The organism is Rhizobium sp. FG113 (assembly GCF_057809895.1).
Map to the genome: position 1 here is coordinate 1,442,242 of NZ_JBMDKV010000001.1, position 20,215 is coordinate 1,462,456.

At 58.9% G+C, this 20,215-nt stretch carries 19 protein-coding genes and 3 pseudogenes; 13 read left to right on the plus strand and 9 right to left on the minus strand.

The genetic code is table 11. The features are described 5' to 3' along the window. Window positions 1-42 precede the first annotated feature (42 nt). The gene (locus ACODTZ_RS06425; RefSeq protein ID WP_489024597.1) at window positions 43-747 is read right to left on the minus strand and encodes a molybdate ABC transporter substrate-binding protein; all 705 of its coding nucleotides are present in this window, start codon (window positions 745-747) and stop codon (window positions 43-45) included. 177 nt (window positions 748-924) lie between these two features. On the opposite strand from ACODTZ_RS06425, the gene ACODTZ_RS06430 reads away from it, so the two are divergent. The 5 genes and pseudogenes from ACODTZ_RS06430 (at window position 925) to ACODTZ_RS06450 (ending at window position 5,289) form a co-directional block, all read left to right on the plus strand. Continuing rightward, the gene (locus ACODTZ_RS06430; protein WP_489024599.1) at window positions 925-1,821 is read left to right on the plus strand and encodes a LysR substrate-binding domain-containing protein; all 897 of its coding nucleotides are present in this window, start codon (window positions 925-927) and stop codon (window positions 1,819-1,821) included. Between the two features lie 82 nt (window positions 1,822-1,903). After that, window positions 1,904-2,213 (plus strand): annotated as a pseudogene (locus ACODTZ_RS06435) (IS110 family transposase); the annotation flags it as partial. Then, a pseudogene (locus ACODTZ_RS06440) lies at window positions 2,185-2,433 on the plus strand (tyrosine-type recombinase/integrase); the annotation flags it as partial. The pseudogenes ACODTZ_RS06435 and ACODTZ_RS06440, both read left to right, overlap by 29 nt. A 273-nt stretch (window positions 2,434-2,706) precedes the next feature. Next, window positions 2,707-3,795, plus strand: a complete 1,089-nt coding sequence (locus tag ACODTZ_RS06445; RefSeq protein ID WP_489024601.1) for a nucleotidyltransferase family protein — start codon at window positions 2,707-2,709, stop codon at window positions 3,793-3,795. 168 nt (window positions 3,796-3,963) lie between these two features. Beyond that, on the plus strand, window positions 3,964-5,289 hold the full coding sequence (locus ACODTZ_RS06450; RefSeq protein ID WP_489024603.1) for a hypothetical protein: 1,326 nt from the start codon (window positions 3,964-3,966) through the stop codon (window positions 5,287-5,289). 3 nt (window positions 5,290-5,292) lie between these two features. Here ACODTZ_RS06450 and ACODTZ_RS06455 read toward each other — a convergent pair whose 3' ends face one another. The 3 genes from ACODTZ_RS06455 to ACODTZ_RS06465 are packed head-to-tail and all read right to left on the minus strand — an operon-like array spanning window position 5,293 to window position 6,996. Beyond that, entirely contained in the window at window positions 5,293-5,865 is a 573-nt protein-coding gene (locus tag ACODTZ_RS06455; protein WP_489024604.1) for a hypothetical protein, read from the minus strand. Beyond that, the gene (locus ACODTZ_RS06460) at window positions 5,855-6,418 is read right to left on the minus strand and encodes a hypothetical protein (protein WP_489024605.1); all 564 of its coding nucleotides are present in this window, start codon (window positions 6,416-6,418) and stop codon (window positions 5,855-5,857) included. The genes ACODTZ_RS06455 and ACODTZ_RS06460 overlap by 11 nt, the downstream gene beginning before the upstream one ends. Next, complete coding sequence (locus ACODTZ_RS06465; RefSeq protein WP_489024607.1) at window positions 6,415-6,996, minus strand: hypothetical protein; 582 nt, start codon at window positions 6,994-6,996, stop codon at window positions 6,415-6,417. Before ACODTZ_RS06465 ends, ACODTZ_RS06460 begins: the two co-directional genes overlap by 4 nt. A 167-nt stretch (window positions 6,997-7,163) precedes the next feature. Here ACODTZ_RS06465 and ACODTZ_RS06470 point away from each other — a divergent pair, with 167 nt between their 5' ends. Beyond that, on the plus strand, window positions 7,164-7,373 hold the full coding sequence (locus tag ACODTZ_RS06470; protein ID WP_489024608.1) for a WGR domain-containing protein: 210 nt from the start codon (window positions 7,164-7,166) through the stop codon (window positions 7,371-7,373). 108 nt (window positions 7,374-7,481) lie between these two features. On the opposite strand, the gene ACODTZ_RS06475 is transcribed toward ACODTZ_RS06470, so the two are convergent. From ACODTZ_RS06475 to ACODTZ_RS06485, 3 genes are read right to left on the minus strand one after another with little or no spacing between them, the layout of a single operon-like run. Beyond that, complete coding sequence (locus tag ACODTZ_RS06475; RefSeq protein ID WP_489024609.1) at window positions 7,482-8,009, minus strand: flavin reductase family protein; 528 nt, start codon at window positions 8,007-8,009, stop codon at window positions 7,482-7,484. Next, window positions 8,009-8,899: an aldo/keto reductase gene (locus ACODTZ_RS06480; protein ID WP_489024610.1), complete on the minus strand. Its 891-nt coding sequence runs from the start codon at window positions 8,897-8,899 to the stop codon at window positions 8,009-8,011. The genes ACODTZ_RS06475 and ACODTZ_RS06480 overlap by 1 nt, the downstream gene beginning before the upstream one ends. Beyond that, window positions 8,899-10,056 carry an LLM class flavin-dependent oxidoreductase gene (locus tag ACODTZ_RS06485; protein ID WP_489024612.1) on the minus strand — a complete coding sequence of 386 codons (1,158 nt, stop codon included), beginning with the start codon at window positions 10,054-10,056 and terminating at the stop codon, window positions 8,899-8,901. The genes ACODTZ_RS06480 and ACODTZ_RS06485 overlap by 1 nt, the downstream gene beginning before the upstream one ends. A 102-nt stretch (window positions 10,057-10,158) precedes the next feature. On the opposite strand from ACODTZ_RS06485, the gene ACODTZ_RS06490 reads away from it, so the two are divergent. The 6 genes and pseudogenes from ACODTZ_RS06490 (at window position 10,159) to ACODTZ_RS06515 (ending at window position 17,453) form a co-directional block, all read left to right on the plus strand. Beyond that, on the plus strand, window positions 10,159-10,863 hold the full coding sequence (locus ACODTZ_RS06490) for a GntR family transcriptional regulator (RefSeq protein ID WP_489024613.1): 705 nt from the start codon (window positions 10,159-10,161) through the stop codon (window positions 10,861-10,863). 217 nt (window positions 10,864-11,080) lie between these two features. After that, window positions 11,081-12,151 (plus strand): annotated as a pseudogene (locus ACODTZ_RS06495) (ABC transporter ATP-binding protein); the annotation flags it as partial. 62 nt (window positions 12,152-12,213) lie between these two features. Further along, window positions 12,214-13,449, plus strand: a complete 1,236-nt coding sequence (locus ACODTZ_RS06500) for an ABC transporter substrate-binding protein (RefSeq protein ID WP_489024614.1) — start codon at window positions 12,214-12,216, stop codon at window positions 13,447-13,449. 135 nt (window positions 13,450-13,584) lie between these two features. Continuing rightward, window positions 13,585-14,502 carry a carbohydrate ABC transporter permease gene (locus ACODTZ_RS06505; RefSeq protein WP_489024818.1) on the plus strand — a complete coding sequence of 306 codons (918 nt, stop codon included), beginning with the start codon at window positions 13,585-13,587 and terminating at the stop codon, window positions 14,500-14,502. 3 nt (window positions 14,503-14,505) lie between these two features. After that, window positions 14,506-15,360, plus strand: coding sequence for a carbohydrate ABC transporter permease (locus ACODTZ_RS06510; protein ID WP_489024616.1), 855 nt, complete (start codon window positions 14,506-14,508; stop codon window positions 15,358-15,360). A gap of 101 nt (window positions 15,361-15,461) precedes the next feature. Then, entirely contained in the window at window positions 15,462-17,453 is a 1,992-nt protein-coding gene (locus tag ACODTZ_RS06515; protein WP_489024819.1) for an alpha-glucosidase, read from the plus strand. Window positions 17,454-17,460: 7 nt separating this feature from the next. Here ACODTZ_RS06515 and ACODTZ_RS06520 read toward each other — a convergent pair whose 3' ends face one another. Beyond that, window positions 17,461-18,348 carry a LysR family transcriptional regulator gene (locus ACODTZ_RS06520; protein WP_489024617.1) on the minus strand — a complete coding sequence of 296 codons (888 nt, stop codon included), beginning with the start codon at window positions 18,346-18,348 and terminating at the stop codon, window positions 17,461-17,463. Window positions 18,349-18,455: 107 nt separating this feature from the next. Between ACODTZ_RS06520 and ACODTZ_RS06525 the strand changes: the two genes are divergently transcribed. After that, complete coding sequence (locus tag ACODTZ_RS06525) at window positions 18,456-19,475, plus strand: YeiH family protein (RefSeq protein WP_489024618.1); 1,020 nt, start codon at window positions 18,456-18,458, stop codon at window positions 19,473-19,475. 33 nt (window positions 19,476-19,508) lie between these two features. Here ACODTZ_RS06525 and ACODTZ_RS06530 read toward each other — a convergent pair whose 3' ends face one another. After that, window positions 19,509-20,213 (minus strand): DUF899 family protein, encoded by a 705-nt coding sequence (locus ACODTZ_RS06530; protein WP_489024619.1) that lies wholly within the window; start codon window positions 20,211-20,213, stop codon window positions 19,509-19,511. Between the last annotated feature and the right edge of the window lie 2 nt (window positions 20,214-20,215).

A 20,215-nucleotide genomic window follows, 5' to 3' on the forward strand; every position in this document is an offset into this window, starting at 1 on the left:
CCTCAGCGTCAGATTGACAATCTCAGTTTATTTCGCAGAAACTCAGGCAGCTGCGAGCTCGACACCGTTGCGCAGAAAGCCGTTGCGGGCCTCCGCTCCTCCCAGGAAGTCGATGAACTTCTGGCCAAGACCTGGATGCACCGCATTTTCGAACAGGGCAATTTCGAAAGGCGTCCGCGACTGCAGCTCGTCCGGGAACGGGCCGACGATATCGACGCCCTTGACGACCATCAATTCACTGACCTGCTGCACGGCAAGATCAGCTTCACCTGCAACGATCCGTTCGGCGGTAAAGCCTTCAGGGATGGTCGACGCGCGACCTTTGACTTCGTCCAGCAGCCCGTGGGAGGCCAGGATCTTTTCAAGATAGATGCCGCTCTGCCCGCCGATAGACCACGCAACCGAACGAGCCTGCTTCATGGCCGCCAGGAACTCTTCGGTGGTCCCGATCTTCGGTTGTGGCGCGCCATGGGCGACTGCAACGCCAAGATAGGCATCGATCAAGCGCTTGCGACTGGAATCTCGTACCAGTCCTTTTTGAACCAGTTTCTGTACTGCGGATGTGGTTGCGATTATCAGGTCGGCGGTTTCGCCCCGGGCAATCTTTGCCTCGATAACAGTCGTCGGGTTCCATTCGACAGTCACAGGTCCATGCTGGCTGGCAAACAGTTCCAGAAGCCCATCGTCGAATGCAGCGCGTACCGCAAGCCCGCTAAAGATTTTCAATTCTCCGGATGCCTCGGCCATCTGATCCTCCTTCATCCCGATATGCTAGTCGACGCATTGGCAAGTCCACCAATTCGTCGCGCCATTGAACCTTCCCACAGATGATCTATTCAGGGAATACAGGTTTAATCACTTTCGCAATTCAGAAATTCTAAATTGTGAAACTTGCGGAAATTTCGAAAACAACAGGAAAAACATATGGATACGCGCTTCCTGAAAACCCTTTTGAATGTCATCGAAACCGGATCGATTTCTCAGACCGCGCGCCAATTGAACATCACTCCCTCCGCTGTGGTTCAGCGTGTCAAGGCGCTTGAGGACGAGATAGGACATCCATTTCTACAGCGTTCGGGAAACGCCATGCGCGCGAGTCCGATGGCGACAGCGGCAATTGATCACATGCATCAGTTGTTGTCGGCCGAGCGCCGCCTGATATCCGCTGCCAGCAGCAGTTTCGATTCCGGGCTGCTGCGTGTCGGCGTGGTGCAGAGCATACAGAACGGAATCCTGCCTCCGATACTGCTGGGGTTGCAGCGGGATTTCCCAAAAATCGAGCTTCGGATCCTCAACGACGTCTCCAACACCCTCTATGAGCGGGTAATGACGAGGGACATAGATCTCGCCATCATCACGCGGCCGCGATCGCGCCTTTCGAAGGATGCGGACTGGGCGGAACTCCGGCGCGAAAAGGCGGTGTTGCTCGCGCGGCACGACATTCCGGAAGAAGATCCCCTTGCGTTGATCGAGAGGGAACCCTTCATTCGGTATGACCGCAATTACTGGAGTGGGCAAATGGTCGACGCTTGGCTGCGCCGCAAGAAGCTCAATGTCAGGGAACTATACGAGTTGAACTCGCTTGATACGATCGCGCTTCTTGTGAATCTCGGTGTCGGTATTGCGGTGGTGCCCGACTGGATGCCCCCATGGCCGGATGGCGTCCGTGTGCGCAAGTTTGCGCTGCCCGATGCACCAGAGCGCGAGATCGGAATTATCTGGTCACGGGCAAGTGCCAACCTGCCGCTCATTCAAACTTTCTTGAGCAAAGCACATGCGGCAAGATTTGCTGATAGGCTGTTGATTTCCACTGAGAGCTGATGGAGTGGATGCCCCCTCCCGACGGCATCGCAATATGCCAGAGTGATGTTCGCCAGAACGTCACTTAGAGGAGAGAGCATCCATAAAAGAAATTAGCATCGTCGGCCTGGACCTTGCAAAGCGGGTGTTTCAGGTTCATGCCGCGGGAAGCGATGGAAGTGTGGTCTTGCGCAGGAAACTGTCTCCAACTAGTTACCTTCTTTACGGAACTGCCCAAATGCACTGTCGCGATGGAAGCCCGTGCAACAGCGCATTACTGGGCGCGTGAGATCGGCAAACTTGGCCATGATGTTCGCTTGATCCCGCCCGCTTACGTGAAGCCTTTCGTCAAACGGCAGAAGAATGATGCGGCCGACGCAGAAGCTGTCGGGGCGCCCGCTCGACCCGCAGTCGATCAACCTCATCATCAAGCAGCGCGTGGAGATGGCAGGGCTGGAGCCTGAGGAGTTCTCCGCGCACGGCTTGCGATCGGGCTATCTGACGGAGGCCGCCAACCGCGGCATTCCACTGCCCGAAGCCATGGAACAGTCGCGACATCGATCGGTGCAGCAAGCGTCCAGCTATTACAACAGCGCAACGCGCAGAAGCGGCCGTGCAGCCAAGATGCTTTGAGCTTGAACGTGATACCTGCACCAACTCTGATACAGAGTGCAGCAGCAACTACAGCAATACTGTTACCTGAGATTTTCGCCACTATAAGGTTTTGGCGGAAACTTATAACGAGCGGGTTGACAGCCACATGGAGCGTTATAAGGTTTTGGCAGAAACTTATAACACAATAATGGCGACGTGTTCGTCAAATGAAAGACCACGCGGTTCGAAAAGGTGGCGGCCGAGCTTGATCAAACCGATGGAGCCGCAGTGCTCGCAAAGGATAAAATGGCAATGTTGAAAGAGATCGACATCAGCTACCGGACCATGTTTGCAGAGCTGGTGCAGCGAACCCATGACGGACAATTCCTCGCGGACTTCCCGCTGGAGGGATGGTTCGTCACGGTTACCGTCAAGGATCGGGACTATTGGTATTTTGATCTCCCTACTCCCGCGGGCAAAGACAAACGAAGCTATGTCGGTCCACATAGCGACGCGGAAATTACGGCGCGCGTGAAGGCCCACAAGGAGATCAAGGATGCGCTCAAGGAGCGGAGACGCATGGTCAGCACGCTGCGCCGTGCTGGGCTTCCCGGTCCCGACGGGTTTGCGGGGGACGTCACGAAAGCCCTCGCTGACGCCGGATTGTTCCGGCTACGAGCAGTCCTGATCGGATCGGTAGCATTCAGCACCTATGCCGGGATAATCGGCGTTCGGCTGCCTTCGTCAGCAATCCAGACCGGCGACGCGGATTTCGCGCAAGACTTCGCGATCTCGGCCGGGGTTGAAGACAGCTTGCCTCCAGTTCTGAAGGTCTTGCAGTCGATCGATCCCAATTTCCGGGCCGTCCCACACCAGGCGGATAAGGCCAAGGTGGTGGCATTCCAGAACGCCAAGGGTTACCGGGTGGAATTTCTGACGGGAAACCGGGGGTCGGATGAATACTCGGGAAAGCCTTCCCCGATGCCTGCACTCGGTGGCGCCTCCGCGGAAAACCTGCGTTTTTTAGACTACCTCATCTACGAGCCCGTCCGCACAGTGCTTCTCCACCGGGAGGGCGTGAACGTTCTGGTCCCCGCTCCCGAGCGGTATGCTGTCCATAAGCTGATAGTATCTTCCAGACGTCTCACAGACACGCTGGGACGCGTGAAAGCCGACAAAGATCTAACGCAGGCCGCCTTGCTCTTCGAAGGCCTATTAGAGACGCGCCAGAGCGATGCAATCGCTTTGGCGTGGGAGGAAGCATGGGATCGAGGGGATGCATGGAGACAAGCGATCACCAAAAGTCTCGCAAGGTTGCCACCAAAGGGTGTGAAAGCCCTCGGACAAGCAATCGGCCCCTCGATCGTTGACCATATTCTACAGAAAACGGCTGACAGATAACGCGCATTTCTGCCCGGTCCTTGGTAGCGTGTGGCCAGCCATCGCAAGCCGTGCGCGGTCCCGCCGCGCAGATGTTGTAGAGGCGGATCCTAGGGGAAAGCCCAGAGGCAAAGCGGCTAGCTCAACTACATTCTTGGCCGGAGATCGTCTGAATGCTATCAGAAAAGCATGTCCTATTCCGCTCAGCCGACCACTTCCGACGGCGGCTTCCAGACCGCGTTGCATCAGCTGCGATTGACCGCCTCTCTCGTCTGGCGGTTCTGGCCGCAATTGGCAGCGATCTGGCTGCTCGGTTTCATTGGCAATCTCCTGCTGAATGAAATCGCAGCCATGATCGGGCGCTGGAACTCGCTTACGGGTTTGTCGGTCCTCGCCTTGGTCGTGCTGTTGAAGCTTGTCGTCATCGTGGCCCTGTTCGAGACGGTTCGGCGTGGTCTTCCGGCGCTGAATGCCGCCTCAAACCGATTGACGGATCAGCCGGACACTGCAACCGAGACGCAGACGCCCCCGCCCCGCAGCGATTTCCTCAGCGCTCTGGCGCTCAGCCTTGTCCCCTTCTTCGCCTTCTACACTGCCTGGGGGTTCCTCGGTGATACGGTGAGGGACTATTCCCGCCTGTCGCTCAGCCTATTCATGGCAGGCGAGACTGCCGGCAGCCTGCTCGATGTCTCCGGCGGCACGTGGCTGATCGTGCCCGTCGTCGTCGCCTGGGCCGTCAGGCGATTGGCAAAAGCCATGCAAAAGTGCTCGCAGGCGCCGATCTGGCCGATCCTCATCGTGGTCTGCGAAGCCAACTGGGCGTTCATCGGTCTGTTCGTGCTGTCGGAATGGCAGGATGAGATCAGGGCATGGTTCAGCCATATCCCGGAAACGATCGGCACGCTGATCAGCCAGCTTGCGCCAGTAGCAGACGCCCTCGCACAACAGGATGTGCCACTTCCGCCCGAATTCGCTTCACCGCCGATCGCAACACAGTTCGTCAGCCTGTTCTTCTATGCGCTCTATCCGGTCGTCTGGCTCACGCTCGCAGCGCTCGTCTATGGCTATGACATCGATAGTGAGCGCACACCTAGCGAAGGGCGCCTCGCCGGTGCGGTGTCCCGCTGGCAGGCGTTGCCAAAGTCGGCGCGCGATTTCATTTCGCACTTCGTCGCTGGTACGCTGAAACGCTATCGCGCGCTCGCCGAAGGGATCGGCTTGGCGCTGAATTCGGGTATTGGTCCGATCCTCGTCGCCATTGTCGGCTATCGACTGTTGGATTGGGGTTCCGCCTGGGCATGGTATTGGCTCACACAGTTCATCGGGCCGCATGACTTGTCGCTGTGGCAGGTCATCGCGCAGACGATTTCACCCTTCATTGGCACACCCAGCGATCCAGGCGACGGCCTACTGATCACGCCGATCAAGATTTGCCTGCTCGCGGCGACGCTGGAAATCGGCTTTGCCCAGGGTCGGGTATGGAGGGGGCGAGTATTGCGCCCCGGCGAGGCGTGATTGTCAGTTCAGCGCGAGCGGAAAGCTGATTGCTTGCGGCCGCAGCGGCCCAACGCTCAACCTTACAGCCAGTGCGGGGACCGCCGTGGCAGGAACCACGAACTTTTCTTCGATCAAGGCGGCATGGTCTTGATGAGGCGGATCGAGCGAAGTGATACCGCAGCCTTTCAGAGGCTCGTTGTCAGGTTCCAGATCACGGCTGATGTCGCTAGATAGAATAACGTCGAGCGGCAGCCAACGGCGCCCCGCCCCGTCCACCAGGCTGACCTCGCATTGGCCCCAGCCATCATCGATATCGCGAGCGGCTGTTGCGACCATCCGGACGATGACAAGCCGCATCTCGCCGGGAAGACGCAGTTGCGTGTCGCGTCCATCGCCAATCAGCCTGACCTTCTCGAGGCGCCACGTCGCGCCGGCATAGTCGAGCTGGCCGGATCCCTCCACGACATCGGCCTCTATCCGATGCCTGTAATCCTCCATGTTACGCCATGTATTGATCGCAACGGCTGCCGCGACCAGAAGCGGCAGGCTTGCGAGCGAGAGCCACCATGTCCATCTCGTGCGATCAGACACCATCTTTGCGGATCTCCAGTCTCGCTAGCGGGGCACTATCATCCGGGTCGAGCGACACGCTGATCTCGTCCTTGAGCTGCGGATCATATTGTTCCGAAAGCACCAACTTCATATTGCGTATTTCATCCTCGGGAAGCTCGAACACGAACAGACCGGTCGTCGGCAGGCCGGGCTGAACGATTTTCGCCGAGAGAATGTTTGGTGCGTCCCCTGCCCGCCGCGATTGACGATACATTCGGCCGGATGCGCCAATCAGCGTCGCTGCGCGTACCGGCATGGTCTTTTGGAAGGCCTGCAACTCGCCTGAGACTACCACCCAGACGCCAGAGCTCTTGAGATCGACCGCCCGTCCGAACTGCTCATAGGCGACATTTTTCGCCTTCAGGACACGATTGACCTTCACGCTGAAAGTATGACTCGAAACCGTGTCGCTCTGCCGACCCGCGGTACTGATCGGCCCGGTCAGTTTGGCATAAGGTGGTGTCGTTGCCTGGAGCGCTGCAAGCAGAACCGCTGCTCCAAGAACAGCTGGAATCATGAATGCCGCACGCCTCATGGCTTTTCCTCCGGCGTCTCGCCAGCCAGCGGCAATGCTATTTCCGCAACAGGCCCCGAGGGAAACCAGCCGGGTGCGCTGTAGAGATTGTCCCTTGGCTTGAAGAACTCGCCCTCGACCTGCAGCCTTAGAATGTCGGGCAATGCGACATTCTCCGGAACCTCCCATACCGCGGTCACCGCCTCAGGCATTCGCGGTTGCAGGTCCCACAGTATCGCCCGGTCACGCGTCAGGTAATATTGCGGCTTCGGCGTATCGGGCAGATTGGCAGGTTTGATCAGATCGCCATACAGATTTGAGCTCTGAGCTGACAGGTTTTCCAGCATCATGTTGACAGCGATGGCCTTCTTGCCCGGCGATGTCTTCGCTCCATTCGGCATCTCCTTGCCTAAAGCGCTTCCGGCGACAGACACTTTCCAACGCCCGGCCTCCACCGGTGTCTCCACTTCGACCTGAGGAACGACATCGGCCTGCCTGCGCTCATACAGCGAGTACCCGAGTGAAATCGAAGCTGCCAGCAGCCCGCCGGCGCCTGCAAGCAGCTTGGTTAGCCACGTCTTGCCCGTTTTCGATCTCATTGCTCGTTTCAGTCCGCCCATTTCGTCATATCTACTGTAGATAGCGGATTTCGGCTAGTTTTCGACCGAAGCAAAGGTTTTCGTTATGCTTTTACCCTCAGCGCGTTTCGGAACGGGTATGCGAGCGGTTCTCTTGGTTACGACGCGGCTGCCTAGCAGCCGCACACATGGCCCGCTACTATGCGATGTCGATCGACGCCAACCTGTTCGGTGAACTTTGCCTGACCCGGCGATGGAGGGAAAGGGATGCGGTTTCCCTCTTCCTGGAGCTGACCCGGCAGAAGCGCGCCCGAGGCTATCGAACGAGGTTGGCGATCTCAAGCGAAACTGATAGCTACGCTCAGTCTACCGTCGTCGAGCTAGGGACAATCCAGTGACATCAACTCTGACAGGCATCATCTCCGCCGCCTTTGTGCTGGGGCTCTCCCGCTCGCCTATACGCTGAAGCAGCGCAATCTGGTCAACCCACTGAGTATCCCAAATGTTTAACTGTGACGCTCGAATCGGCCGAAACCACCCCGTGCAAAACAAAGCGGCTCACCGTCCCTCAGCCCGACTCGTAATACGCGGCCAATGACTAGCGAGTGATCGCCAGCATCATAGACCGACTGCTGCTCACATTCGAACCGAGCAAGCGTGCCGGGAATGATGGGAGCACCTTCGCTATTGTGCTCCCAACCGAGATCGGCGAAGCCTTGGCCGCCCCGGGTAAAGCGGCTGCTAAGCGCTGTCTGCTCTGCGCTCAGCACGTGAATGGTAAAATGCCCGGCGGACGTGAAGAGGGCGTGCCGTGACGAGCTCTTGGCTGGCGACCAGAGCACCAGCGGTGGGTCGAGTGAGACGGATGCGAAGCTGTTCACCGTCATGCCAATTGGACCGGCATCCGTGTGAGCGGTGACAATGGTCACACCCGTTGGAAAAGCACCGAGCGCGTTGCGATAACTGCGCGTAGTGTCGGCATCAGGTATGAACACATGCTCTTCGAAGGATCTTGCAGTTTCGACGATTGTCATCACGGCACCTCATGTCCAATGGCAAGTGAATAGAGCTCGAACCAGGTCTGGCGATCGATTGACACTTTATTTGCGTCAGAGATTGCTGCGATCCGCTGCAGGTTGTTGGTCCCCAGCACCGGCAGGATTGCGGCCGGGTGCGCCAGCAACCACGCGACAGCAACCGCAGCGACGTCGACACCCTGTTCGGCCGCGATCCTGGCAAGTGCGGTGGCGAGCGCTCCGCCCCTGGTCAACAGAGAACCACCACCGAGCGGCGACCAGGCCATGACCGGCCGCTTGCGCTCCTGCAGGAAGGCGAGATCGCCGTTGGTAAAAGCGCCCGCGGCAGAAAGGCTGAGCTCGATCTGGTTGGTCGACAGTGGCGTGCTCATGGCCGATTGCAGCAGTGCGAAATCCCAGGGGCGGAAATTGGAGACGCCGACCGCTTTCACCTTACCCGATTTCACAAGTGCATCGAGGGCCGCGCCGGTTTCCTCCGCATCCATGAATGGGTCCGGGCGATGGATAAGGAGGAGATCGATCCGGTCCGTCGCCATGTCCCGCAGCGATGCCTCGACCGAGGCGTTGATATGGCTGGCGCTCGTATCGTAGTGCTTGACGCGCGAGGCGGCATGCCGACCGGCGGGCGCCACGATGCCGCATTTGGTAACGATCTCCAGCTTGTCGCGCAGGCCGGGTGACGCCCGAAACGCACCACCGAGAATAGCTTCGGCGGTGTAGCCGCCGTATATATCGGCCTGATCGATAGTGGTTATGCCCTGGGCGAGGCACGCCTCGATCTTTGCCTGCACATGCGCCGGCGACGTGTCGACGTCATCGCCGATGCGCCACATTCCATAGACGAGCCGGCTCAGCGATACTTCGGCGTTCAGTTCGATGCGTTTCATCAGTGGCGCTTTCCATTTCCAAGGGGAGTGGCTGGGGTCTCGGCGGGAACCCGGCCGCGTGCTTCCGGCAGCGAGCAGGTCTTCATCTGCGGCAGCACTTTCGTGCCGAAATGTTCAGCCTCGTCGAGATGCGGGTAGCCGGAGAAGATGAAGGCACGGATGCCCATCTTCTGGTAGTTTTCGAGTGCGGTCAGTACCTGATCCGTGGACCCGACCAAAGCGGCGCCGCATCCAGAACGCGCGCGGCCGACGCCGGTCCAAATGTTGGGTTCGACATAGCCAAACTTGTCGGCGAGCTCGCGGGCACGCGCCTGGTGGGAAACCCCGAGCGAAATACTATCATGGGCGCGGTTGCGGATCAGCTGGCCATACTCGTCATCGAGCTTTGATACCAGGTGCTCGGCGTATTCGCGGGCTTCGGCTTCCGTGTCACGCACAATCATATGAATGCGCAGGCCGTAATCGAGCGTGCGGCCATGGGCCTCGGCTCGGGCATGTACGGCGCGCATGCGCTCGGCAAGCTGCTCCTTGACCTCGGGCCACATCAGATAGACGTCGCACTGGGCGCCGCACAGTTCCAGCGCGTCAGGCGAATAGCCGCCGAAATAAAGCAGCGGACCGCCGTTCTGTTGATATGGCCTCGCCGGTTCAGTGGAGACGCCCTTGAACTGGTAGATCTCTCCGTCGTGGTCGATCGTGTCGCGCGTCCAGGCCTGGCGCAGGATCTCAACCACCTCGTGGCTGCGGCGATAGCGGTAGGCGCTGTCCGCGACCTCGCCAGGGAAGTCGGAGCTAATGACGTTCAGCGTCAGGCGCCCCTTCAGCATATGGTCCAGCGTGGCGACAGTTCTGGCCAGCATGATCGGTTGCATCTCGCCGCAACGGATCGCCGCAAGGAAATTGATCTTCTCCGTGATCGGCGCGCAACCCGCTACGAAGCTAAGTGTGTCCTGACCAACCTGATAGGACGAGGGGCACAGGATGTTGCGGAAGCCAAGCGCTTCCGTCTTTTGGACGATTGACGAGCAGTGCGCCCAGCTCGAGCGCAGAGTGTCGTCAGGAACGCCGAGATAAGCGTAATCGTCGGAGCACAGCGCAGAAAACCATGATACTTCGGCGGCATCGAGATCGCCTGATGTTATCGGTACAACGGTCATAAAATTCCTCCTCACCTGCCGAATGACACTTGAATATCATCAGGTTTTTAGTAAATCAATGGTGTATCAATTTTTTGTCTCGCGCCCAAGGATGGCCTGCAAATGAAGAACGCCCGCGGTAGCCTGCCCATGTATCTCCAGATCGCCGAGCTGCTGGTTCGCGATATCGCGGCAGGACGCCTGATCGACGGCGAGAAGCTTGCCCCCGAGCGCGAGATGGCCGCCAACCTCGGCATCGCCGTCGGAACGCTGCGCAAAACCCTGGCGGAATTGCAAAGCCGCGGACTTCTCGAGCGCGTTCAGGGCTCCGGCAACTACATCAGGGCGATCAGTGACCCCAAGAGCGTCTACGCAATGTTCCGACTTGAGTTGGTCGGCGGTGGCGGGCTTCCGACCGCGGAGGTACTGGATGTATGCCGGCTGAAGAAGCCGGAGTATTTGCCAACCTTCGGCACCTCGGGGGAGGGGCATCGCATCCGCCGTTTGCGCCGTCTGTCTGGTAAGGTGGTGGCTGTGGAAGAGATCTGGCTCGACGGGTCCTATGTGGAAACGGTCACTGCAGAGGAATTGTCAGAATCTCTCTATCTATACTACAGGACGAGGCTCGGACTGTGGATAGCGCGTGCCGAGGATCAGATCGGGATCAGTGCCGTTCCCGAATGGGCACCCGAGGCGTTTGGACAAAAGCCGGGGAGCTCGGCACCCCATGTCGTGCGTATGAGCCAGGCGCAGGACGGTGCGACGGCCGAGCTCTCGCATACGTGGTATGATCATGAACTGGCACGTTACGTCAGCCGGCTTCGCTAAGGTCGGACATTACCCTACTCCGCGAAGAGCTTGGGAAAAACTGACGAAAGGCAAATTCCGCATAAACCAATGCATACATTAAAATTCAATAGGTTAGACTGTAAATTTATCGACATAAATAAAATTGATACACTATTGATTTCCTTATCGCGGTCGGTATGATCGCTGCCAAGAGGTGGCCTTGGTTTGATTTCGGTCAAGGTTTGAGGAGGAACGCATGGCGTCGGTAAGTCTGAAGAAGCTTGACAAAAGTTATGGCGCGCTGCGCATCGTCAAGGGCATCGACCTGGAGATCGCGGACGGCGAATTCGTCGTTTTCGTTGGTCCGTCCGGATGCGGAAAGTCGACGACACTGCGTATGGTAGCCGGTCTGGAGACCATCTCCGGCGGTGAAATCCGTATCGGAGATCGGGTCGTCAACGCGCTGCCGCCGCGTGAACGCGACATTGCCATGGTCTTCCAGGATTACGCGCTTTATCCGCACAAGACCGTACGCGAGAACATGGGCTTCAGTCTCAAGGTTCGCGGCACAAACATTGCCGATTCCAACCGACGCATCAACGATGCTGCGGAGATCCTCGGTATTTCGCATCTTCTGGATCGCCGTCCGGGGCAATTGTCCGGCGGTCAGCGTCAGCGTGTCGCCATGGGCCGCGCGATCGTGCGCCGTCCACAAGTGTTTCTGTTCGACGAGCCGCTGTCGAACCTCGATGCCAAACTTCGCGGACAGGTGCGCACCGAGATCAAGCGTCTGCATCAGCAGATCGGCACGACAATCATTTATGTCACGCACGACCAGGTGGAGGCGATGACGCTGGCTGACCGCATCGTCATTCTCCGCGGCGGCGACATCGAGCAGGTCGGCACGCCAGACGAGGTCTACAACCGGCCAAACAGCGTCTTCGTCGGTGGCTTCGTTGGTTCTCCGGCGATGAACTTCTCAAAAGCTGAGATCAAGGGCGACCGTCTCGTCTTCAGCGACGGCAACTCGCTGCCATGCGCCGCGGTCCGTTCAGGTCAGGGGACGCTGGACGAAGGCCGGGAAGTGATCGTCGGCATTCGGCCCGAGCATTTCACGCCGGTTGCAGCATCCGATGTCCAACTGTCCGTGAAGGTTCAGGTCGTCGAGCCGCTCGGCTCCGACACACTGGTCCATTTCCAGTTGGGCGGCGACGTATTGACCGCACGCATGCCGCCTGATGTTCGCACCCATGCCGGCGAGGAAATCAGGATCGGCGTCGACCCTTCAAAGGTTCATCTGTTCGACGCCGCAACGCAGCGCGCGATCGCCTGCAGCTCTTTGCGCGGCGGAGGATTGAGGTCCGCGCTTATGATCACTGGGAGGAAAACATGATCAGCAGGCCACTTATCGGCTTGGCGCTTTGCGCCAGCATTCTGGGCTCGGCCGTTCCGGCTTTCGCCGATACGGAACTCAAGATCTTCGTGTCGAGCCAGCATCATCCCGATGTATGGCGCAAGGTATTCGACCAATACGAAGCCAAGACGCCAGGGGTGAAGGTCACCATCGAGGCTGGCGGCAACACGTCGGAGGCTCAGGCTCAGTACCTGAACACCGTGATGTCGGCCAAGGACACCAATCTCGACGTCCTGATGCTCGATGTCATCCGACCGGCTCAATATGCCAAGGCCGGCTGGACCAGCGACTTCTCCGACAAGGATATGTCGAAGTTCCTGCCGACCTACACGGAAGCAAATACCGTTGATAGCAAGGTGGTGGCCATCCCAGCATTCGCCGATGCGATGTTCCTCTACTATCGCAAGGATCTGCTCGACAAGTACGGCATCCAACCCCCAAAGACGTGGGATGAATTGACGGCAGCGGCCAAGAAAATCACCCAGGGTGAAGGGCGTCCCGATCTTCAGGGCCTGTCGTTCCAGGGCAAGGCGATCGAGGGTGCGGTCTGCACTTTCCTGCTGCCTTACTGGAGCCAGGGCAAGACGCTCGTCGAGAACGGCAAACTGACGTTCGATCACGATGCCGCCGTCAAATCGCTGGCGCTGTGGAAGAGCTTCGTTGATGACGGCGTCTCCAAGAAGAACATTTCCGAAGTTGCGACTGACGACACCCGCAAGGAATTCCAGGCTGGCAACGTCGTGTTCGCTATCAACTGGTCCTATGGCTGGTCCAGCTTCCAGGGCAAGGATTCGGCCGTTGTCGGCAAGGTCGATGTTGCTACGCTTCCGTCAGTGACCGGCGGCGAGCAGGCAAGCTGCTTGGGCGGTTGGGAGTTCGGCGTGTCTGCCTACTCCACGCATCAGGAAGAGGCAAAGAAGCTTGTCGAATTCCTGTCCAGCCCTGAAGTCTCGAAGTTCATGGCAGTCAATGGCGCGTTGCTGCCGACCTATGCCGATCTCTACAAGGACGCCGATGTCACCAAGGCAGCGCCGTGGTTCGCCAGCGCTCTGCCGGTGGTCGAAACCGCAAAGGCCCGCCCTGTCACCCCTCGCTATAACGAGGTCAGCGAGACGATCCGCACCACCATCAATGCTGTGCTGGCAGGTGTCAGCACGCCGGAAGAAGGCGCTTCGCAGATCGAAGCGCGGCTGAAGCGGATCTTGCGATAGTCCGCCTTTGCGCACCATGCGCTGACCTGCAATGCATCTTGTTTCACCGTTGCAGGTCGCGCTCACTGCGCCCCGACAGAAAGGGATATGACATGAACACGCACAGCAGGAGCGCTCGCCGTGAGTATATCAATCATGCCGCTCACTGACGCAGATGAAGAGCGATTGCCGCGGTGGAGCAAATGGCTAGATCTGAGCGACCGCGCGCTGGCCGTTCTTTTGCTGGCGCCCGCCGCCATTCTGCTGTCGCTGATCATCGTCTATCCCGTTGGGCGGCTGGTTTACACCAGTTTCTTCAACCTGTCGCTGACCTCCGGCTTGCCGGCGGAGTTCGTCGGCATCGACAACTACCGCGCGATGATCGACGATCCGGTGTTCTGGCAGACGCTGTGGAACACCGTGCTGATCACGATCATCACTGTACCCGGCGCCCTGTTGGTCGGCCTCGGACTTGCACTGCTCGCCAATCTGCCGTTTGCCATGCAATGGCCGGTGCGGCTGTCGTTGCTGATCCCATGGGCGCTGCCGCTTTCCTTCGCGGGCCTGATCTTCGCGTGGTTCTTCCACTCGGAATACGGCGTCGTGAACGACGTGCTCACGCGTCTCGGCTTCGGCAGTATCATCTGGTTCAATTCCCCGAACTGGGCTTTCGCCGCCATCTGCCTGACGATCGTGTGGAAGACGTCGTCCTTCATGGCGCTGATGATCCTAGCTGGCCTTCAGACCATTCCGCGTTCTCTCTATGAGGCGGCTGATGTCGACGGGGCAGGCCGTGTCCGGCAGTTCTTCGAGATCACACTGCCGCTGCTCAAGCCCTCGATCGTCGTCGCACTGATTTTCCGCACGATCACCGCGCTGCAGACTTTCGATATCCCATTCATGATGACGGGTGGTGGTCCGGGTACGTCTACGGCGACACTTGCCATGTATATCCACCAGAACACTGTCTCGTTTCTCGATCTCGGCTACGGATCGGCGCTCGCCGTCGTCATGTTCGCGCTGTCGATGGTCGTCACTGCAGTCTATCTCCGCATCATCAGGACAAAGGAATAGGTCATGAGCGCCGTCGTCGTTCCCAGCCCCGCGTCGTTCCTGACCGGTAAACCTCTGCGCTTCATTGCCGCCGCAATCCTACTCGTCAACGGGCTGTTCCCGGCAATGTGGATCTTGTTCACGTCGCTGAAGACGGAGAGCGAACTGACGCTGAAACCGATCACCTGGCTTCCCCATCACGCCACGCTTGCGAACTACATGCAGGCATTCTCCGACCAGCCGCTGCATCTGTTCCTGTTCAACAGCTTCATGGTGGCGCTGCTGTCGACGTTGCTAACGCTGTTCGTATCGGTTCTCGCCGCATACGCGCTGGCGCGCCTCAATCTGCGCTTTCGCGGACTGATCCTGGCGCTGATCGTCGCCGTCTCCACCTTCCCGTTGGTGACCCTGCTCGTGCCGCTGTTCGAGATCATGCGCTCGCTCAATCTCTTGAACACGTGGGTTGCACTGATCCTACCGTATACGGTGCTGTCCCTGCCGATCTGCACGCTGATGCTGATTTCTTTCTTCGAGGGCATCCCGCGCGATCTCGAAAATGCCGCGATGATCGACGGCTGCACCCGGCTCGGCGCGCTTTTCAAGGTCGTCGTTCCCCTTTGCGCGCCGGGTGTCTTCACCGCCGGCATTCTGGCCTTCGTCAACGCCTGGGACGAGTTCCTGCTGGCGCTGTCGTTCAATTCCAATCCGTCGCTTCGTACCCTTCCCGTGGGCATCCAGCTCTATCAGGGCGAGTTCGCCTTCCCCTGGCCGGTGATCTCCTCCGCGCTCGTCGTCGGCATCGTTCCGGTGGCAATCCTGATCGTCATCTTCCAGGAGCGTGTCGTATCCGGTCTGACCTCGGGAGGCATCAAGGGATGAGCCACGCCACAGCAATGCAGCGAGATAGTATGTTTATCGATTCAACGCTCGAACGTCCGGCGCCGACTGAACTCAGGCAAGCGGGTGGGACCGGAGAGCGCATCGTACTCGAGGCGACTACTTCGGGTTTCACCGTGTCCCTCGACGGGCGCGTCGTTCTCAACCACACGAGCAGCGCACCCGCAATTTTCGTCGGCATCGGCGAAGAGCGCATGGACATGTATCGCGGTAATTTCGACATCGAAGACTATGTGATCGAGCGCAGCAGATTGGCGCATGCCGAGATAGACGGACGCCGGATCGCCTTGTCGGAACGCGCTGGCCAGCCGCCACGCCTCGTCCTAACCTTCACCGACAGCGCCATCGAAATCCAGGCGCTCGATCCGCTGATCAACCGCTTCTGGATGCGGGTCGCCGCCGACCATGACGAGCATGTCTGGGGTGGCGGCGAGCAGATGTCTTATTTCGACATGCGCGGCAGGCGCTTTCCGCTCTGGACGTCGGAACCAGGCGTCGGCCGCGACAAGACCAGCGAGATCACCTTCAAGTCCAACGTCAAGGATCGTGCCGGCGGCGACTACTTCAATACCAACTACCCGCAGCCGACCTATGTCTCGTCGGCACGCTACGCACTGCATGTGGAGACGACCGCCTATTCGGTCTTCGACTTCCGCCACAAGAGCTTCCACGAGATCGAGACCTGGGCGATACCTGAGCGCATCGAGCTCTTCGCAGCGCCCAGTTTCGTCGAGCTCGTGGGCCAGCTATCCAAACGCTTCGGCCGCCAGCCGCGCCTACCCGAGTGGGTCTATAAGGGTGCGATCATTGGCTTGAAAGACGGTGTTAACTCCTTTGCCCGACTGCAGGCGATGCGGTACGCGGGCGTACAGGTCTCCGGTCTCTGGTGCGAGGACTGGGTCGGGCTCAGGCAGACCTCCTTCGGGGCAAGACTATTTTGGGATTGGCAGGCAAACGAGGATCGCTATCCTGGTCTGCGCCAGAAGATTGCCGAGCTGAACGACGCCGGCATCCGCTTTCTGGGTTATGTGAATCCCTATCTATGCGTTGATGGCCCCCTCTTCCCGGAGGCTGAACGTGCTGGTTATTTCGCCAAAACGACGGAAGGCGCGACAGCCCTTGTCGACTTCGGCGAGTTCGATTGCGGCGTCGTCGATTTCACCAATCCGAAAGCTGCCGAATGGTTTGCCGAAGAGGTCATCGGCAAGAAGATGCTGGATTTCGGTCTATCCGGCTGGATGGCGGATTTCGGCGAATATCTGCCGATCGATGTCAATCTGGACAACGGCATCGACGCCAAGCTGATGCACAATGCGTGGCCGACCCTTTGGGCCGAGGTCAATGCCAATGCGGTCGCGTCACGTGGCATGACCGGAGAAGCGCTATTCTTCATGCGGGCGGGTTTCACCGGCGTCCAGGCGCATTGCCCTTTGCTATGGGGTGGAGACCAATCGGTTGACTTCTCGCGCCATGATGGTCTCGTGACCGTCATCTCGGCAGCACTATCGTCAGGATTGCTCGGCAACGCCTATCATCACTCCGATATAGGCGGCTACACCAGCTTGTTCGGAAACGTGCGGACCCCCGAGCTGTTGATGCGTTGGGCCGAGATGTCGGTCTTCACCTCGGCCATGCGCACTCATGAAGGAAATCGGCCACGTGACAACGTCCAGATCGACCAGGATACACAAGTGTTGGCGCATTTCGCGCGCATGACCCGCCTTTATGTGCATCTGGCACCCTATCTCCGCACACTGTCGGCAGCCGCCGAGGAAACAGGTCTTCCGGTGCAGCGACCACTCTTCCTGCATCATGAAGACGACCGCAATACCTATGCGATCCAGGACAGCTACCTTTATGGCAAGGAATTGCTTGTTGCGCCTGTCTGGCAGGCAGGACAGCACGAACGATTGCTCTATCTGCCAAACGGCGTTGACTGGATACACGTGTGGAGCGGCCAGACGTATGTCGGTGGTCAGGAAATCAGTATTGCCGCGCCGATCGGTGAGCCGCCGGTCTTTTATCGCGCCGACGCATCGTTTGCCGCCACCTTTGCGGCGCTGGCCGAGCTTTGAGCGGCAGTTAGAGCCTTCTGACGCGGCACATCTCGATCAAAGTCGAGGCGGCCCTGCTGCTGTGCCGCTCCTTGTGGTTCAGAAGGCGAAACTCACGGACCGGCCGGCAAAAATCGACCTCGGTCAATTTGCCGGCCTCGATATGTTGCTGAGCGGCGAGACGGGAAACGGCAGCGACGCACAGGCTGTCATCGAGTGCTGCCAAGATTGCCTCGTTGGATGGCAGCACCATCGCGATCGTCAATTCCTCGACCTTTATGCCCATCTCGGCCAGCGCATCTTCGAACACGGAACGTGTTCCCGAACCAATCTCGCGCATCACCCAAGGTGCGGCGACAAGCTCGTCGTTCGGTGGTTTGCCGGCGCGCGCCCAAGGGTGTGATGCACTGACGACCACAACGAGCTCGTCTTGCGCAACGACCGAAGCTGCGAGCGCCGGCTCGTCGATGTCACCTTCCACGAAGCCGACATCAGCCTCGCCGGAAATGACCGCATCGGCGACAGTGCGGGTGTTGCCAATCGTCAGAGTGAGGTCAATGCCCGGGTGCGACGCGTGGAACCGCATGAGGCGGGACGGGAGCCAATAGCTGGCGATCGTCTGGCTGGCGAACACACTCAACGCTCCGCGCCGCATTCCGCCGAGTTCACTGAGCACAAGCTCGGCAGCACGCGCTCTCGAAAGCAATGACTTCGCTTCGCCGAGGAAGATTCGTCCCGATTCCGTCAGCTCGATGCGGCGACCGACGCGGTGAAAAAGCTCGACGCCATAGTGATGCTCGAGGTTCTTGATCGCATTGCTAACGGCAGATGGCGTGAGATTGATCGAGGCCGCGGCCTTGGTCAGATGTTCACGCTCCGCCACCGCGACGAAAATTGCAAGCTGTTCGAAGGTCATGGGAAATCATTCTATTTTCTCGAATGAAATGTAGAAGAATATTCGATGGAAGTCGACGCGATTAGCTGAAAAATCTGCCGGGTAATCATTAGAATTCCAGGTGCCCGATGACCCTCCATAACTGTTACAACCGTAGTCGCCAGATCGTTCCCGGCTTGCTTGTCTGCATCGCGGTGGCTGCCGCTGCCTATCTGTTCGAGCGACTGGAACACGCCGTGTTCGGGGTTGGGCTTCTCGAAGCACTGGTGTTCGCAATCGTGATCGGGATCATCACGCGAACGGCTTTACCCGGCAAAACATCTTGGCAGCCGGGCATCAGTTTCAGCTCCAAGACATTGCTTGAGATCGCGATCGTCCTTTTGGGCGCTTCCTTGAGTTTGGGAACGCTACGAAGCGCCGGTGCGACGCTGGTCGTCTGCGTGGTGGCGATCGTTGTCATTTCGATCTGCGCCAGCTTTCTCGTTGCCCGCTTTTGCGGATTGTCGAGCCGCCTGGCCCTGCTGATCGCTTGCGGAAACTCGATCTGCGGCAATTCCGCGATTGTCGCGGTCGCTCCGGTGATCGAAGCGGATTCGGACGAAGTTGCCGCCGCGCTGGCCTTTACCGCGGTTCTGGGTGTCGCTTCGGTTCTCATCCTTCCGCTGATGTATTTCTATGCTGGCATGACGGTAACGCAATATGGCGCGTTGGCCGGCTTGACGGTCTATGCCGTGCCGCAGGTGCTCGCCGCGGCGGCGCCTGCCGGCCTGATCGCGGTGCAAACCGGGACATTGATCAAGCTGTTACGCGTCTTGATGCTGGGCCCGGTCATTTTCGTACTTGGAATTATCCAGAAGGACCGCAGTGATTGCGCCCATGCGCAACGCGGTCTCGTTCCGTGGTTCATCATCGGGTTCATCATTGTGGTGATCGCTCGTTCGATGGGGCTCATACCAGCTACGATCATCCCGTTCTTGCTAACGCTATCGAGCGCGTTGACCGTCCTTGCAATGGCGGCACTGGGTCTCTCGGTCAATATTCGTACCGTCGCCAGCGCAGGCGGACGCGTCATTCTTGCGGCATCCGCTTCGCTGCTGCTTTTGACGGCAATGAGCTATTGCGGCGTTATCACCGTTCTCGCCCGTTGATCACGGGCAACCGCGCCCCAGCGCCACCCGCCTTCAATAGTTGAGCTTGGGATACCAGTCCGCTCCCCGTCCGGCGGGCGTCATATCCAGGATGTTCCAAAGCGGCGCGATATCGACGGCTCCTCTCGGATCTTGTCCGGGATCGGCCGCTTCGAACGGCATCTCGCCGTTGTAAAACACGCGGACTTCCCGTCCCCTTTTCTGATAAACCGTGAATCCAGGATATTCATATCCCCTATCATCCAGCAGACCGAGATCCCGAGCGTAATCGTCACCGACCGTTTGAACGAAATCGAGATCGCGCCAGCCGCGCTCGATGGCAAAGGCCCGTTGACGCGCCACAGGGCTTCGCCCGAGGATTTTGAACGCAACCCGCTGCTTGATATCGGCTCCGTTCCCGTTGACCCCGCCAAGAAAGTTCGTGCACATCGGGCAGGGCCGCTCACGTTGTGGGCCGAACATCCAGAAGTACGTCACCAGCGTGTCGTGAGATCCGAATAGATCGGCAAGACCGACTTCGCTGCCGTTCTCATCCTTGAAACGATAGTCCTTCTCGATGACAGGACCGGCGGGCAGGCGCCGCCGCTGCTCGGCGAGCCGCGTGAGATGGCGTCTGACCTCGATTTCCTCCGCAAGCAGTGCCGCGCGTGCTTCGGCATACTCCGCGCTTTCGTTCTCGAACCGAGACACGCGCTTCGCTGCCAGATCCTTGGCAGATTTCAACTCGTTCATATCCATGT

What these genes read in the sequence shown, in the direction of transcription:
- ACODTZ_RS06425 (WP_489024597.1), bottom strand. Translation starts at nt 747, where the DNA reads ATGGCCGAGGCATCCGGAGAATTGAAAATCTTTAGCGGGCTTGCGGTA.
- ACODTZ_RS06485 (WP_489024612.1), bottom strand. Translation starts at nt 10,056, where the DNA reads ATGACCGTTGTACCGATAACATCAGGCGATCTCGATGCCGCCGAAGTA.
- ACODTZ_RS06480 (WP_489024610.1), bottom strand. Translation starts at nt 8,899, where the DNA reads ATGAAACGCATCGAACTGAACGCCGAAGTATCGCTGAGCCGGCTCGTC.
- ACODTZ_RS06445 (WP_489024601.1), top strand. Translation starts at nt 2,707, where the DNA reads ATGTTGAAAGAGATCGACATCAGCTACCGGACCATGTTTGCAGAGCTG.
- ACODTZ_RS06450 (WP_489024603.1), top strand. Translation starts at nt 3,964, where the DNA reads ATGTCCTATTCCGCTCAGCCGACCACTTCCGACGGCGGCTTCCAGACC.
- ACODTZ_RS06465 (WP_489024607.1), bottom strand. Translation starts at nt 6,996, where the DNA reads ATGAGATCGAAAACGGGCAAGACGTGGCTAACCAAGCTGCTTGCAGGC.
- ACODTZ_RS06500 (WP_489024614.1), top strand. Translation starts at nt 12,214, where the DNA reads ATGATCAGCAGGCCACTTATCGGCTTGGCGCTTTGCGCCAGCATTCTG.
- ACODTZ_RS06430 (WP_489024599.1), top strand. Translation starts at nt 925, where the DNA reads ATGGATACGCGCTTCCTGAAAACCCTTTTGAATGTCATCGAAACCGGA.
- ACODTZ_RS06525 (WP_489024618.1), top strand. Translation starts at nt 18,456, where the DNA reads ATGACCCTCCATAACTGTTACAACCGTAGTCGCCAGATCGTTCCCGGC.
- ACODTZ_RS06470 (WP_489024608.1), top strand. Translation starts at nt 7,164, where the DNA reads ATGGCCCGCTACTATGCGATGTCGATCGACGCCAACCTGTTCGGTGAA.
- ACODTZ_RS06455 (WP_489024604.1), bottom strand. Translation starts at nt 5,865, where the DNA reads ATGGTGTCTGATCGCACGAGATGGACATGGTGGCTCTCGCTCGCAAGC.
- ACODTZ_RS06510 (WP_489024616.1), top strand. Translation starts at nt 14,506, where the DNA reads ATGAGCGCCGTCGTCGTTCCCAGCCCCGCGTCGTTCCTGACCGGTAAA.
- ACODTZ_RS06475 (WP_489024609.1), bottom strand. Translation starts at nt 8,009, where the DNA reads ATGACAATCGTCGAAACTGCAAGATCCTTCGAAGAGCATGTGTTCATA.
- ACODTZ_RS06520 (WP_489024617.1), bottom strand. Translation starts at nt 18,348, where the DNA reads ATGACCTTCGAACAGCTTGCAATTTTCGTCGCGGTGGCGGAGCGTGAA.
- ACODTZ_RS06460 (WP_489024605.1), bottom strand. Translation starts at nt 6,418, where the DNA reads ATGAGGCGTGCGGCATTCATGATTCCAGCTGTTCTTGGAGCAGCGGTT.
- ACODTZ_RS06530 (WP_489024619.1), bottom strand. Translation starts at nt 20,213, where the DNA reads ATGGATATGAACGAGTTGAAATCTGCCAAGGATCTGGCAGCGAAGCGC.
- ACODTZ_RS06490 (WP_489024613.1), top strand. Translation starts at nt 10,159, where the DNA reads ATGAAGAACGCCCGCGGTAGCCTGCCCATGTATCTCCAGATCGCCGAG.
- ACODTZ_RS06505 (WP_489024818.1), top strand. Translation starts at nt 13,585, where the DNA reads ATGCCGCTCACTGACGCAGATGAAGAGCGATTGCCGCGGTGGAGCAAA.